This window comes from Plasticicumulans sp. (assembly GCF_035331805.1).
Lineage (GTDB): Bacteria > Pseudomonadota > Gammaproteobacteria > Competibacterales > Competibacteraceae > Plasticicumulans.
Genome location: NZ_DAOLKE010000079.1, coordinates 1 through 12,778, shown reverse-complemented (window position 1 = coordinate 12,778; position 12,778 = coordinate 1). Strand labels below are relative to the sequence as shown.

Genomic DNA, 12,778 nt, shown 5'->3' with positions numbered 1-12,778 from the left:
TGTTCACGACCGACGGCGCCGCGCGGCGCGGGCGGATGACGTTTGCGCGCGGTACGGTCGAAACCCCGGCGTTCATGCCGGTCGGCACCTACGGCACCGTCAAGGCCATGACGCCGGAGGAAATCCGCGAGATCGGCGCCGAGATCATCCTCGGCAACACCTTCCACCTGATGCTCCAGCCCGGCACCGACGTGATCGGCGCCCACGGCGACCTGCACGACTTCATGCACTGGAGCGGGCCGATCCTGACCGACTCCGGCGGCTTTCAGGTGTTCTCGCTCGCCGAGCTGCGCAAGATCAGCGAGCAGGGCGTGACCTTCCGCTCGCCGGTCAACGGCGACAAGGTGTTCCTCGGTCCCGAGGAATCCATGCAGGTGCAGCGCGCGCTCGGCTCCGACATCGTCATGATCTTCGACGAATGCACGCCCTACCCGGCGACCGAGACCGAAGCGCGCAAGTCCATGGAACTGTCGCTGCGCTGGGCGAAGCGATCGCGCGCCGAGCACGACCGCCTGGCCAACCCGAACGCGCTGTTCGGCATCGTGCAGGGCGGCATGTACCCGGTGCTGCGCACGCAGTCGGCGATGGGGCTGGCCGAGATCGGCTTCGACGGCTACGCGGTCGGCGGACTCGCGGTCGGCGAGCCGATGGCCGAGCGCAACCACATCCTCGAACACACCGTGCCGCAACTGCCGGTGGAGCGGCCGCGCTACCTGATGGGCGTCGGCAAGCCCGAGGACATCGTCGAGGCGGTGGCGCGCGGCATCGACATGTTCGACTGCGTGATGCCGACGCGGAACGCCCGCAACGGCCACTACTTCACCTGGGACGGCGACGTGCGCATCCGCAACAGCCGCCACCGGCTCGACACCGGCCCGATCAGCCACGACTGCGACTGCTACGCCTGCCGGCACTACTCGCGCGCGTATCTGAAGCACCTCGACCGCAACCAGGAAATCCTCGGCGCGCGCCTGGCCACCATCCACAACCTGCACTTCTACCAGCAGCTGATGGCACGCATCCGCGCCGCGATCAGCGAGGGCTGCTTCGAGGAATTCCGCGCCGGCTTCCACGCCCGCCGTGGCGGCGGGGCGGCTGCGGACGGCTGTGTATAATGCGCGACCTTTTGCCGGCCGCCGTCCCGACGGGCGGCGACCGGTGCCGGCAGGCACAAGCTGCCGGCGCCAGAGCCGCCCCCGACCGGACGAGCGGCCAGCACAACGAACCGACCCCACGGAGAAAGTGAGTCCATGAGCTTCCTGATTTCCGACGCCTACGCCCAGGCCGCCCCCGCCGGCGCCGCCAGCGATCCGATCATGCAGTTCCTGCCGCTGGTCGTGATCATGGTCGCCTTCTACTTCATCCTGCTGCGTCCGCAGCAGAAGCGGCAGAAGGAGCACAAGAGCATGATCGAGGCGCTGAAGAAGGGTGACGAGGTCGTCACCGGCGGCGGTGTGCTCGGGCGCATCGTCGAGGTCGGCGACAACTTCGTGTCGCTCGAAGTCGCCGACAAGGTCGAGATCAAGGTGCAGAAGGCTGCCGTCAGCTCGCTGCTGCCCAAGGGCACGGTCAAGGGCCTCTGAGCCCCAGCCAGCCAGCCTCGCGACCGCGCCGGCGGCCCGCCTTCGTCCGCAGGACCGGACGACGGCGCGGCCGCCGGCGCGGTCGGGTCGTTTTCCGGATGCGCGCTGCGCTCCGGCCGGGAGCCGTCGTCGATGAACCAGTTCGCCTGGTGGAAGAACCTGCTGATCGTGCTCGTGTGCGTGATCGGCGCGCTGTACGCCCTGCCCAACGTTTTCGGTGAAGACCCCGCCGTGCAGATCTCGGCGACCCGCGCCGCGCCGGTCGACCAGAACCTGATCGAGCGCGTCGGCAGCGAGCTGCAGGGGCTGAAGATCCAGCCGAAGACCTTCGAGCTCGAGAACGGCCGTCTGCTCGTGCGCCTGACCGGCACTGACGATCAGCTGCGCGCCGCCGACCGGCTCGGGCAGGCGCTCGGCAACGACTACATCGTCGCGCTGAACCTGGCCCCGGCCACGCCGCAGTGGCTCAGGAACCTGCGCGCAAGCCCGATGTTCCTCGGCCTCGACCTGCGCGGCGGCGTGCACTTCCTGATGGAAGTGGACATGAAGGCGGTCGTGAAGCAGCTCGAAGAGCGCTATCAGGAGGAAATCCGCACGCTGCTGCGCACCGAGAAGATCCGCTACAACGCGGTCGGCCGTGCGCAGGGCGGCGGCGTGAAGGTCAGCTTCCGCGACGGAACCGATGCGCAGAAGGGCCTCGGCGTGATCCGCGACAAGCTGCCGGCGCTGGTGCCGGGGCCGGCTTCGTCGGATGGCACGGAGCTGAGCTTCCAGTTCTCGGAGAAGGAACTCGCCGACAAGCAGACCTTCGCGCTGCAGCAGAACATCACGACGCTGCGCAACCGCGTCAACGAGCTGGGCGTGGCCGAGCCGATCATCCAGCAGCAGGGCGATGCGCGCATCGTCGTGCAGCTGCCGGGCGTGCAGGACACGGCGCGCGCCAAGGAAATCCTCGGCGCCACGGCGACGCTCGAATTCCGCCTCGTCGACGAGACCGGCGACGTGGCGGCGGCGCTCAACGGCCAGGTGCCGGTCAACGACCGCCTGTACCGCGAGCGCAACGGCCGGCCGCTGCTGCTCGAACGGCGCGTGATCCTGACCGGCGACTACATCACCGACGCCAGCTCCGGCATCGAACAGCAGACCGGCGGTTCGGCGGTCTACATCAACCTCGACGGCAAGGGCGCGCGGCGCATGGAAGATGCGACCAAGGACGCGATCGGCCGGATGATGGCGGTGGTGTTCATCGAGAACAAAACCGAAACGAAGACCGTCGACGGCAAGGCGCAGAAGGTCTCGACCACGGTCGAGGAAGTCATCAACGTCGCGCGCATCCGCGACCGCCTCGGCGCGCGCTTCCAGATCACCGGCCTCGACAACCCGCAGGAAGCGCGCAACCTCGCGCTGCTGCTGCGCGCCGGCGCGCTGGCCGCGCCGATCCAGATCGTCGAGGAACGCACGGTCGGCCCGAGCGCCGGACGCGAGAACATCGAGCAGGGTTTCGACAGCTCGATCGCCGGCTTCGTCGTCGTCGCGATCTTCATGATCGTCTCGTACCGGCTCTGCGGCCTCATCTCGGTGGTGGCGCTGGCGGTCAACGTCATCCTGATCATCGCGGCGCTGTCGCTGCTGCAGGCGACGCTGACGCTGCCCGGCATCGCCGGCATCGTGCTGACGATGGGCATGGCGGTCGACGCCAACGTGCTGATCTACGAGCGCCTGCGCGAGGAGCTGCGCCTGGGCCTGACGCCGCAGGCGGCGATCAAGGCCGGCTTCGAGCGGGCGTTCGCGACCATCCTCGACGCCAACGTCACGCACCTGATCGCCGGCATCGCGCTGTTCTCGCTCGGCTCCGGCCCGGTCAAGGGCTTCGCGGTGACGCTGATCATCGGCATCCTGACCTCGATGTTCACGGCCGTCACCGTCAGCCGCGCACTGGTCAACCTCGTCTACGGCGGTCGCAAGGTCGGCCGCATCTCGGTGTAACGGAGCGCGTGCCATGCAGCTGATTCCCCACACGCTCGACATCCGCTTCATGCGCTTCGGGCGCATGTCGCTGATCCTGACCCTGCTGCTGATGCTGGTCTGCGCCGGCGCGCTGGTGTTCAAGGGCCTCAACTACGGGCTCGACTTCACCGGCGGCACCGTCATCGAGGTGCGCTACGCGCAGGCCATCGAGATGCCGCAGGTGCGCTCGGCGCTCGCCGCCGGCGGCTTCGCCGATGCGCAGACCCAGTACATCGGCTCGGCCGCCGAGGTGCTGATCCGCGTGCCGCCGCACGAGGGCAGCGACGCCGCGGCGCTCAGCACGCACATCCTCGATGCGCTGAAGCTCGGCAACGACGGTGCGGTCGAGGTGCGCCGCGTCGAGTTCGTCGGCCCACAGGTCGGCGGCGAGCTGGTGCAGAACGGTTCGCTGGCGGCGGTGTTCGCGATGCTCGGCATCCTCGTCTACGTCGCCTTCCGCTTCGAATGGCGGCTCGCGCTCGGCGCGATCGCTGCGACCCTGCACGACGTGGTGTTCTGCATCGGCGTCTACGCGCTGTTCGGCATCGAGTTCGACCTGACCGGCCTCGCCGCGATCCTCGCCGTGATCGGCTACTCGGTGAACGACACCGTCGTCGTGTTCGACCGCATCCGCGAGAACTTCCGCCGGCTGCGCAAGGACACGCCGGAGCGCGTCATCGACATCTCGATCAACGAGACGCTGGCCCGCACGATCATGACCAGCATGACGACGCTGCTCGCGGTGGTCGTGCTCTACGTCTGGGGCGGCGACGCGATCCACACCTTCTCGCTGATCATGATCGTCGGCGTGCTGATCGGAACGTACTCGTCGATCTACGTCGCCTCGGCAACCGCACTGCACCTCGGCCTGTCACGCGAGGATCTGCTGGCGAAGGTGAAGGAGGAGGGCGACGCGCGGCCGTGAGGCCGGGCACACCGCCATCATCAGGAATGCTTCGCTTTTCAGCCCCTCGGCCCTCGCGGGAGTGAGATGGGGAGAGAAGGGGGCATGAAAAAGGGGAGGCCGGCCGGCCTCCCCTTTGTGTTTTCCGGCCGCCTCGCGACGGCCGCGCGGCGCGTTCAGCGCATGCCGCGGATCTGTTCGAGCGGGTCGAGTTCGTCTTCCTCGGCGTGCACCGTGTGTTCGAGCGTGCTGTCGGCATCGTGCGCGACATCGTGATCGACGCCGCCGATGACCATCAGCGCCCACACCGAGGACACGGCCCAGATCGCCAGGCCGAGGGCGATGACCCACAGCATCGGTTCGCGGGTGGCCGTGCTCATGTCGCCCTGGATGCCGATCAGGATGCCGACGATCGCGCTCATCCAGACCGTGCCGATCGGAGCTGCGCACCAGGCGACGCGGCCGCCGAAGCGGGCGATGGCAAACGGCGGCGCGAGAAAGGCGAGGGTTTTCTTCTGCATGCTGACCTCCTGAATCCCCGTGATCGGGTATGCCGCGCTTGCTTATGGGGGCGGGAACTGTGGCGGTACGTCGGAGTGCGCGGTCAGTCCCGAAGTTCGCTGCCGTGGCAGACAGCCTTCGGCCGGGTGCAAACCGGGGTCAGACTAGAGCAGTCCGATGCGGCCGTGCAGGCTCTTGCGCATGACGGCAACGAAAGTCGTTGCCATCATGGCATCCGGTAATTTATGGCGCGCCGCAGCAGAGATCCGGAGGCGGGGGGATTCAGCGGCTCAGTGCCGGCGTCAGGTGCGGCTGGATGGTCTGCAGCAGGCCCTTGAATACCTTGGGCGTGCCGGCGACGACGTTGCCGGTGCGGAAGTACTCGGCGCCGCCGCCGAAGTCACCGACCAGGCCGCCGGCTTCCTGCACCAGCAGCACGCCGGCGGCCATGTCCCATTCGGCCAGACCGATCTCCCAGAAGCCGTCGAGGCGGCCGGCGGCGACGTAGGCGAGATCGAGCGCCGCCGAGCCGGCGCGGCGCATCTCGCCGCAGTGCTCGGCCAGCGCCGCGAAGCAGGCCAGATACGCCGGCATGTGCCGCGGCGCCCGGAACGGGAAGCCGGTGCCGAGCAGCGCGCCGTCGAGGCCGGCCGCGGGCTTGACGCGGATGCGGCGGTCATTGAGCGTCGCGCCCTCGCCGCGCGCGGCGGCGTAGGTTTCCTGACGCAGCGGATCGTGGATCAGCGCGGATTCGAGGCGCCCGCGCACCTTCAGCGCGATCGAGATCGCGAACTGCGGGTGGCCGTGCAGGAAGTTGGTCGTGCCGTCGAGCGGATCGATGATCCACTGGTAATCGGATTCGCCGGCCGCGCCGCTCTCCTCGGCGAGGATCGCGTGATCGGGGTAGGTCTTGCGCAGCACCTTGACGATCTCGCGCTCGGCCTGCACGTCGACCTCGCTGACGAAGTCGTGCCGCCCCTTCTCGCTGACCGTCAGCTGATCGAGCCGGTCGATGTTGCGCAGGATGACCTTGGCGGCGGCCTGGGCGGCGCGCTGGGCGATGGTGAGGGTCGGATGCATGGCGGCGGCTTCGCTTCGGGGGCGCTCTGGAGCGGTCTTGGGAAAGATCGGAGCCCGGGTCGGGCAAAGAATCGCGTAGCATATCCGATCCGCCCCCGCGCCGTACCGGACCGCCTGCACGCATGCTGCTGCCGAACCTCCGCGTCGTCCTCGTCGAAACCAGTCATCCCGGCAACATCGGCGCCGCTGCGCGCGCGATGAAGAACATGGGCGCGAGCGAGCTGGTGCTGGTGGCGCCGGAACGCTATCCGGACCCGGCCGCCAGTGCGCGCGCCGCCGGTGCCGATGACGTGCTCACGGCGGCGCGCGTGGTCGCGACGCTGCCCGAGGCGCTCGCCGGCTGCGCCTGCGCCTTCGGCGCCTCGGCGCGTCCGCGGCACATCGTCGCCGAGGTCATGGATGCGCGCACCGCCGCGAGCCGCATCGCGCCGATGCTGACGGCCGGCGAGACCTGCGCGCTGGTGTTCGGGCGCGAGCGCACCGGGCTGACCAATGCCGAGATGGCCTACTGCACGCAGTTCGTGCACATCCCGACCCATCCCGGATTCAGCTCGCTGAATGTCGCCGCCGCCGTGCAGGTACTCTGCTACGAGGTGCGCGTCGCGCTGCTGGCGCTGCAGGAGAGCGGCGAGGCGCCGGCACCGTTCGACCGGCTGGCGGCGCACGACGACATGGAGCAGTTCTACGCGCACCTGGAGCAGGTGCTGATCGAGATCGGCTTCCACGATCCGCAGCGCCCGCGCCACCTGATGCGCCGGCTGCGCCGGCTGTTCGCGCGCGCCGCGGTCGAGCAGAACGAACTGGCGATCCTGCGCGGCGTGCTGTCGGCGGTGCAGGGCGGGAAGCAGATGCGCCGCACCGATGCACAGCTGACGCAGATCAGCGGAGAAGTGCCTAATAGTTGACCGCTTTTCTCGGGTACGAGTATAAAGCGGCCCACACTAAAGACGGTCCTGCTACGCACGGGGCCGGACTATCGAGGCGGAAGCGACGGGGGCAGACATGAAACTGACGACGAAAGGCCGCTATGCGGTAACCGCGATGCTGGATCTCGCGCTGCATTTCCACGGCGAACCGGTGGTGCTGTCGGACATCTCGGAACGTCAGAACCTGTCGCTCGCCTACCTCGAACAACTGTTCGCGAAGCTGCGCAAGCAGGGCCTGGTCGCGAGCACGCGCGGCCCCGGCGGCGGCTATTCGCTGGCCCGCAGCGCCGATGCGATCACGCTCGCCGAAGTCATCGAGGCCGTCGACGAGTCGGTCGATGCGACGCGCTGCGGCGGCCTCGGCAACTGTCACGGCGATCACCAGTGCCTGACCCACGAGCTCTGGGTCGAACTCTCCAGCCACATCCACGCCTTCCTGCAGGGCCGCACGCTCGGCGAGATGGCGCGGCGCATCGGCACCCGCCAGCCGGCCGTCAGCACGCATCCGCTGCGTCACTTCGTGCAGCACGACCTGCGCCGCGCCGCCGGCGACTGAGGCCGGTGCGCGCACCGATGCGATGAGCAGCGCCGTCTATCTCGATCACGCCGCGACCACGCCGGTCGATGCGCAGGTCGTTGCCGCGATGCTCGAATGTCTGGGCGCCGACGGGGACTTCGGCAATCCGGCCTCGACCACCCACGCCCATGGCCGGCGGGCTGCCGCGCGCGTCGGGCAGGCACGCGCCGAACTGGCGGCGCTGCTCGGCTGCGATCCGGCCGAGCTGGTCTGGACCTCCGGGGCCACCGAAGCCAGCAATCTGGCGCTGAAGGGCGCGCTGCAGGCCAGCCGCCGCGGCCGGCACCTGATCACCTGTTCGACCGAACACAAGTCGGTGCTCGATGTCTGCGCGCAGCTGCGCCGCGCCGGCGCCGGGCTGACCGTGCTCGATCCCGGCGCCGACGGCCTGCTCGATCCGGCGCGACTCGCCGCGGCGCTGCGCCCGGACACCGCACTGGTGTCGGTGATGGCCGTCAACAACGAGACCGGCGTCGTGCAGGACATCGCCGCGCTCGGGCGGCTCGTGCGTGCGCACGGCGCGCTGTTCCACGTCGATGCCGCGCAGGCGGCCGGGCGCATCGACCTGACGGCATGGCTGCCCGAGCTCGACCTGATGAGTCTGTCGGCGCACAAGCTGTACGGGCCGAAGGGCATCGGCGCGCTGTACGTGCGCCGGCTGCCGCGCGTGCGGCTCGATGCGCAGATGCACGGCGGCGGTCAGGAGCGCGGCCTGCGCGCCGGCACGCTGGCCGTGCACCAGATCGTCGGCTTCGGCACGGCCTGCCGGCTGCTGCGCGAGCGGCGCGAAGCCGACGCGCGGCACCTCGCGGCGCTCGATGAACGGCTGCGGGCCGGGCTCTGTCACCTGCCCGGCACGCACCTGCACGGGCATCCGCAGCAGCGCGTCGCCGGCATCCTGAACCTCGGCTTCGAGGGCATCGGCAGCGAGAGCCTGTTCGCCGCGCTGCCGGGGCTTGCGCTGTCGGGCGGCTCGGCCTGCAGCTCGGCCGAGGCGCAGCCCTCGCACGTGCTGCGCGCGCTGGGCGTGCCGGATGCCCCCGCCCGCTGCAGCCTGCGGCTGTCGCCGGGGCGATCGACGAGCCTCGCCGACATCGATCTGGCCATCGCCCGGATCACGCGGGCCGTGGGCTGGCTGCGCGGACTGTCGCCGCTCTGCCCCGATGCACCGCTCGCCGAAGCCGCCGGCACCGATCCCGAAGCCCTGGCCGCCTTGAATTACGGCCCTGCCGCCCAGATTCATTTCCGCGATCCGCAGCATGCCGGCACGTTCGCCTGCGGCACGCCGGGCGTGAGCCGTGCCACGGCCGGTCCGTCGGCCGACGGCGACCTGATCCGCCTCGAACTGCGCTTCGGGCGCGACGGGCGCATCGCTGAAGTCCGCCAGTCGGCCTGCGGCACGGTCGCGGCGATCGCCGCCGCATCCTGGCTGGCCACGCAGCTGCCCGGGCTCGACGCGGGCACAGCCCGTGCGCTGCATCATGCTGATCTTGCTGCCGCCCTCGGCCTGCCGGCGCAGCGCCTGCCGGCGTCGGTGCTGGCGCTGCGCGCCCTCGCGGCGGCACTCGACGCCGCCGCCGGCCGGCTGCCCGAAACCGGTTCCGACCTCCGATCCACCGCCTGAACGAGGAGTCCCACCATGGCCATCACGCTGACCGAAGCCGCGGCGAAGCGCGCGCAGACCTACATCGACAAGCACGAGCACGGGCTCGGCCTGCGCCTCGGCGTGCGCAGCTCGGGCTGCTCGGGCTTCGCCTACGTGGTCAAGGTTGCCGATGCCATCCATGCCGACGACCAGGTGTTCGAGGACCGGGGCCTGAAGCTCGTCGTCGATCGCAAGAGCCTGCCGTTCATCGACGGCACCGAACTCGACTTCGTGCGCGAGGGCCTGAACGAGGCGTTCCGGTTCACGAACCCGAACGTCAAGTCGCAGTGCGGCTGCGGCGAGAGTTTCGCGGTCTGAAGTCAGGTCCGGGCGGCACCGGGACGCGCGTTGCCGCTGCCCGGTGCAGCCGGTACACTTGCCGCCCGCGCGCCGACCGGCCGCGGGCGGCATTGTATTTCCCCACCCAAGTTTCTGAACCGCAACGGAGTTTCACCGAATGGCCATCGAGCGCACCCTGTCCATCATCAAGCCGGACGCCGTCGCCAAGAATCTGATCGGCGCGATCTATGCGCGCTTCGAGGCCGCCGGCCTGAAGATCGTCGCGGCGAAGATGGCGCACCTGTCGCAGGAACAGGCCGAAGGCTTCTACGCGGTGCACCGGGAGCGGCCGTTCTTCAAGGATCTGGTCAGCTTCATGATCTCCGGCCCGGTGATGATCCAGGTGCTCGAAGGCGAGAACGCGATCCAGAAGAACCGCGAGATCATGGGCGCGACCGACCCGAAGAAGGCCGCCGCCGGCACGATCCGCCACGACTTCGCCGTCTCGGTCGACGAGAACGCCGCGCACGGCTCCGACGCCGCGGAGACTGCCGCCGTCGAGATCGCCTACTTCTTCGGCCAGGACGGCGTCTGCCCGCGCACGCGCTGATCCGCGTGCCTGATCGACGGTTGCCTGACGTGACGATGCCGGTCGACGCCCCCGCGCGCACCAACCTGCTGGGCCTGACGCGCCCCGAACTGGAGGCCTTCATGGTCTCGCTCGGGGAAAAGCCGTTCCGCGCCCGGCAGCTGATGAAGTGGATCTACCACGAGGGCGTCGCCGACTTCGACGCGATGACCGACCTCGCGAAGAAGTTCCGCGCGCGCCTCGCCGAGGTCGCCGAGGTGCGCGCACCCGAGGTCGTGCTCGACCAGGCCTCGGGCGACGGTTCGCACAAGTGGCTGATCCGCGTCGACAGCGGCAACTGCATCGAATCGGTGTTCATCCCGGAGACCGACCGCGGCACGCTGTGCGTGTCCTCGCAGATCGGCTGCGCGCTCGACTGCAGCTTCTGCTCGACCGCGCAGCAGGGCTTCAACCGCAACCTGTCGGTCGCCGAGATCGTCGGTCAGGTCTGGGCCGCCAACCACGCGCTCGGCTGGGGCAGCAACGACACGCGCATCATCACCAACGTCGTGATGATGGGCATGGGCGAGCCGCTCGCGAACTTCGCGAACGTGGTCGCGGCGATGCAGATCATGCTCGATGACTTCGGCTTCGGCCTGTCGAAGCGGCGCGTGACGCTGTCGACCTCGGGCATCGTGCCGGCGCTGTACCGGCTCGCCGAGGTCACCGACGTGAGCCTCGCCGTGTCGCTGCACGCGCCCGACGATGCGCTGCGCGATGAACTCGTGCCGATCAACCGCAAGTACCCGATCGCCGAGCTGCTCGCGGCCTGCGCGCACTACATCAGCGACAAGCCGCACCGGCGCGTGACCTGGGAGTACGTGATGCTCGACGGCGTCAACGACTCCGATGCGCACGCGCACGCGCTCGCGCAGCTGATCCGGCACATCCCGTCGAAGATCAACCTGATCCCGTTCAACCCGTTCCCGGGCACGCGCTACCGGCGCTCGCCGCAGGCGCGCATCGACCGCTTCCGCGACATCCTGATCGGCGGCTACGGCATCACCACCGTCACGCGCCGCACGCGCGGCGACGACATCGACGCCGCCTGCGGCCAGCTCGCCGGGCGCGTGCAGGATCGCAGCCGCCGCATCACGCAGGTGGTGGCGATCGAGCCGGCCGTGCGCGGGGCGGGGACTTCGTTCGGACAGCCGTCGGCATGAGGACGGGCCTGCGCATCGTCTGCGTGCTGGGCGCCGTCGCCATGCTCGGTGGCTGCGCCTCGTGGTTCGGCGACGGTGGTGACAAGGAAAAGAACCTCGCCACGACCACGAACGTCCGGGCGCCGAGCACCGACCCCTTCGAGATCGACAAGAAGCAGGCCGCGCAGCTGAACCTGCAGCTCGGTGTCGGCTACATCCGTCAGGGGGACTACCAGGTCGCCGTGAGCAAGCTGCGCAAGTCGCTGAGTTTCGACGACGATTCGGCCGAGGCGCACAATGCGCTCGGCATCGCGCTCGAAGAGCTGCGCAGCTATGACGAAGCCGCCCGCGAGTACGACCGGGCGCTGGCGCTGAAATCCGGCTATACCGCGGCGCTGATCAACCGCACGCGCCTGCAGTGCGTGCGCGGCACGCAGGCGGCCGAAGGCGAGCAGCGCTTCATCGAGCTGGCCGGTTCCGGCACCCTCGAAGCTCCGGAAACCGCCTGGATCGAGGCCGCCAGCTGTGCCCGGCGCCAGCAGGCCTGGGCGCGGGCCGGCGCGCATCTCGATCGCGCGCTCGAGGTGGCACCGGGCGCGATGGCACAGGTGCTGTACGAGCGTGCACTGCTCGCCTTCGAGCAGCGCAACCTGCCGCAGGCCCGCGAGCTGCTGCGCCGGCTGCACGGCGATTACGGCAGCAGCGCGCGCAGCCTCGGCCTCGCCGTGCGCGTCGAGGACGCGCTCGGCGGCAGTGCGCAGCGTCGCCAGCTCGTCGCCGAGCTGCTGCGTGCCTATCCCGATTCGCCCGAAGCCCGGTCTTACCGTCCGCGATGAACGCACCCGAGCCCGTCCTTCCCGTATCCGGACCGACCGTCGGCCGGCGTCTTGCTGCGGCCCGCGAGCAGCGCGGCCTGGATCAGGCCGCTGCGGCGCGCCTCAGCGGGCTGAGTGCCGAGGTCGTGCGCGGCCTGGAGGCCGAGGACTGGGCCGCGCTCGGGGCGCCGGTCTACGTGCGCGGCTGGCTGGCCCGCTACTGCCGTGTGCTCGATGTCGAAGCCTCGTCGGCGCTCGCCGAATACCGTCAGGCGGTGCCGGCCGAGCCGCCGCCGCTGCGCCTGCGTGGCGAGGCCCCGAGTTCCGCCCCGCGCGGCCATCATTCGCTGCGGCCGTTTGCATACCTGCTGAGCTTCGCGCTGCTCGGCTACGTCGGCTGGCAGGCCTTCGAGAAGCTGTCGACCGATCTGACCGTCAGCGGCAACGCCGGTCTCGCGCAGCCGACCGGGGTCGCCCGCGCCCCGGGCGGGCTGACGCGCAGCGAATCCGCGCGCCCGGCGCCGGTGACCGCCAGCGCCCCCGAGACCACACCGGCACCGGCACCGGCTGTCGCGCCGGCAGCGGTGAATCCGGTGGCCGCCACGCCCGGGCATGCGGCTGCGCCGGCGCCGTCGATGAACCCGGTGGCCCCGGCCACGGCCTCGCCGGCCCTGGCGGCGAGGCCGTGGCC

Annotated in this window: 14 protein-coding genes; 12 read left to right on the top strand and 2 right to left on the bottom strand. The window is 69.9% G+C overall.

The features are described 5' to 3' along the window. From tgt to secF, 4 genes are all read left to right on the top strand, one after another. Positions 1 to 1,115 (top strand): tRNA guanosine(34) transglycosylase Tgt (gene tgt / locus PKE44_RS07915; RefSeq protein WP_324549826.1); only part of this gene is annotated, 1,115 nt, incomplete at its 5' end. Between the two features lie 135 nt (positions 1,116 to 1,250). Next, a complete protein-coding gene (yajC, locus tag PKE44_RS07910; protein ID WP_324549823.1) occupies positions 1,251 to 1,583 on the top strand; it encodes a preprotein translocase subunit YajC in 333 nt (110 codons plus the stop codon). A gap of 132 nt (positions 1,584 to 1,715) precedes the next feature. Then, positions 1,716 to 3,569, top strand: a complete 1,854-nt coding sequence (gene secD, locus PKE44_RS07905) for a protein translocase subunit SecD (RefSeq protein WP_324549821.1) — start codon at positions 1,716 to 1,718, stop codon at positions 3,567 to 3,569. Positions 3,570 to 3,582: 13 nt separating this feature from the next. Continuing rightward, positions 3,583 to 4,515 (top strand): protein translocase subunit SecF, encoded by a 933-nt coding sequence (gene secF / locus PKE44_RS07900; protein WP_324549819.1) that lies wholly within the window; start codon positions 3,583 to 3,585, stop codon positions 4,513 to 4,515. 155 nt (positions 4,516 to 4,670) lie between these two features. Here secF and PKE44_RS07895 read toward each other — a convergent pair whose 3' ends face one another. Beyond that, a complete protein-coding gene (locus tag PKE44_RS07895; RefSeq protein WP_324549816.1) occupies positions 4,671 to 5,015 on the bottom strand; it encodes a hypothetical protein in 345 nt (114 codons plus the stop codon). Positions 5,016 to 5,277: 262 nt separating this feature from the next. Continuing rightward, entirely contained in the window at positions 5,278 to 6,075 is a 798-nt protein-coding gene (locus tag PKE44_RS07890; protein WP_324549814.1) for an inositol monophosphatase family protein, read from the bottom strand. Positions 6,076 to 6,200: 125 nt separating this feature from the next. On the opposite strand from PKE44_RS07890, the gene PKE44_RS07885 reads away from it, so the two are divergent. The 8 genes from PKE44_RS07885 to PKE44_RS07850 form a co-directional block, all read left to right on the top strand. After that, entirely contained in the window at positions 6,201 to 6,980 is a 780-nt protein-coding gene (locus PKE44_RS07885) for an RNA methyltransferase (protein WP_324549830.1), read from the top strand. Positions 6,981 to 7,077: 97 nt separating this feature from the next. Then, positions 7,078 to 7,557 carry an Rrf2 family transcriptional regulator gene (locus PKE44_RS07880; RefSeq protein ID WP_324549812.1) on the top strand — a complete coding sequence of 160 codons (480 nt, stop codon included), beginning with the start codon at positions 7,078 to 7,080 and terminating at the stop codon, positions 7,555 to 7,557. 22 nt (positions 7,558 to 7,579) lie between these two features. Continuing rightward, positions 7,580 to 9,202 carry an aminotransferase class V-fold PLP-dependent enzyme gene (locus PKE44_RS07875; protein ID WP_324549811.1) on the top strand — a complete coding sequence of 541 codons (1,623 nt, stop codon included), beginning with the start codon at positions 7,580 to 7,582 and terminating at the stop codon, positions 9,200 to 9,202. 15 nt (positions 9,203 to 9,217) lie between these two features. Beyond that, positions 9,218 to 9,541, top strand: coding sequence for an iron-sulfur cluster assembly protein IscA (gene iscA / locus PKE44_RS07870; RefSeq protein WP_324549808.1), 324 nt, complete (start codon positions 9,218 to 9,220; stop codon positions 9,539 to 9,541). A gap of 139 nt (positions 9,542 to 9,680) precedes the next feature. Then, positions 9,681 to 10,112 (top strand): nucleoside-diphosphate kinase, encoded by a 432-nt coding sequence (gene ndk / locus PKE44_RS07865; RefSeq protein ID WP_324549805.1) that lies wholly within the window; start codon positions 9,681 to 9,683, stop codon positions 10,110 to 10,112. A 35-nt stretch (positions 10,113 to 10,147) separates the two neighbouring features. Beyond that, the gene (gene rlmN / locus PKE44_RS07860) at positions 10,148 to 11,293 is read left to right on the top strand and encodes a 23S rRNA (adenine(2503)-C(2))-methyltransferase RlmN (protein ID WP_324549828.1); all 1,146 of its coding nucleotides are present in this window, start codon (positions 10,148 to 10,150) and stop codon (positions 11,291 to 11,293) included. Continuing rightward, positions 11,290 to 12,108: a tetratricopeptide repeat protein gene (locus PKE44_RS07855; protein ID WP_324549803.1), complete on the top strand. Its 819-nt coding sequence runs from the start codon at positions 11,290 to 11,292 to the stop codon at positions 12,106 to 12,108. The genes rlmN and PKE44_RS07855 overlap by 4 nt, the downstream gene beginning before the upstream one ends. Then, positions 12,105 to 12,778 (top strand): helix-turn-helix domain-containing protein (locus PKE44_RS07850; RefSeq protein ID WP_324549801.1); only part of this gene is annotated, 674 nt, incomplete at its 3' end. The genes PKE44_RS07855 and PKE44_RS07850, both read left to right, overlap by 4 nt.

Excerpts from the sequence above, each read along its gene's own strand:
- yajC (WP_324549823.1), top strand. The coding sequence starts at position 1,251 with ATGAGCTTCCTGATTTCCGACGCCTACGCCCAGGCCGCCCCCGCCGGC.
- secD (WP_324549821.1), top strand. The coding sequence starts at position 1,716 with ATGAACCAGTTCGCCTGGTGGAAGAACCTGCTGATCGTGCTCGTGTGC.
- secF (WP_324549819.1), top strand. The coding sequence starts at position 3,583 with ATGCAGCTGATTCCCCACACGCTCGACATCCGCTTCATGCGCTTCGGG.
- PKE44_RS07895 (WP_324549816.1), bottom strand. The coding sequence starts at position 5,015 with ATGCAGAAGAAAACCCTCGCCTTTCTCGCGCCGCCGTTTGCCATCGCC.
- PKE44_RS07890 (WP_324549814.1), bottom strand. The coding sequence starts at position 6,075 with ATGCATCCGACCCTCACCATCGCCCAGCGCGCCGCCCAGGCCGCCGCC.
- PKE44_RS07880 (WP_324549812.1), top strand. The coding sequence starts at position 7,078 with ATGAAACTGACGACGAAAGGCCGCTATGCGGTAACCGCGATGCTGGAT.
- PKE44_RS07875 (WP_324549811.1), top strand. The coding sequence starts at position 7,580 with ATGAGCAGCGCCGTCTATCTCGATCACGCCGCGACCACGCCGGTCGAT.
- iscA (WP_324549808.1), top strand. The coding sequence starts at position 9,218 with ATGGCCATCACGCTGACCGAAGCCGCGGCGAAGCGCGCGCAGACCTAC.
- ndk (WP_324549805.1), top strand. The coding sequence starts at position 9,681 with ATGGCCATCGAGCGCACCCTGTCCATCATCAAGCCGGACGCCGTCGCC.
- rlmN (WP_324549828.1), top strand. The coding sequence starts at position 10,148 with ATGCCGGTCGACGCCCCCGCGCGCACCAACCTGCTGGGCCTGACGCGC.
- PKE44_RS07855 (WP_324549803.1), top strand. The coding sequence starts at position 11,290 with ATGAGGACGGGCCTGCGCATCGTCTGCGTGCTGGGCGCCGTCGCCATG.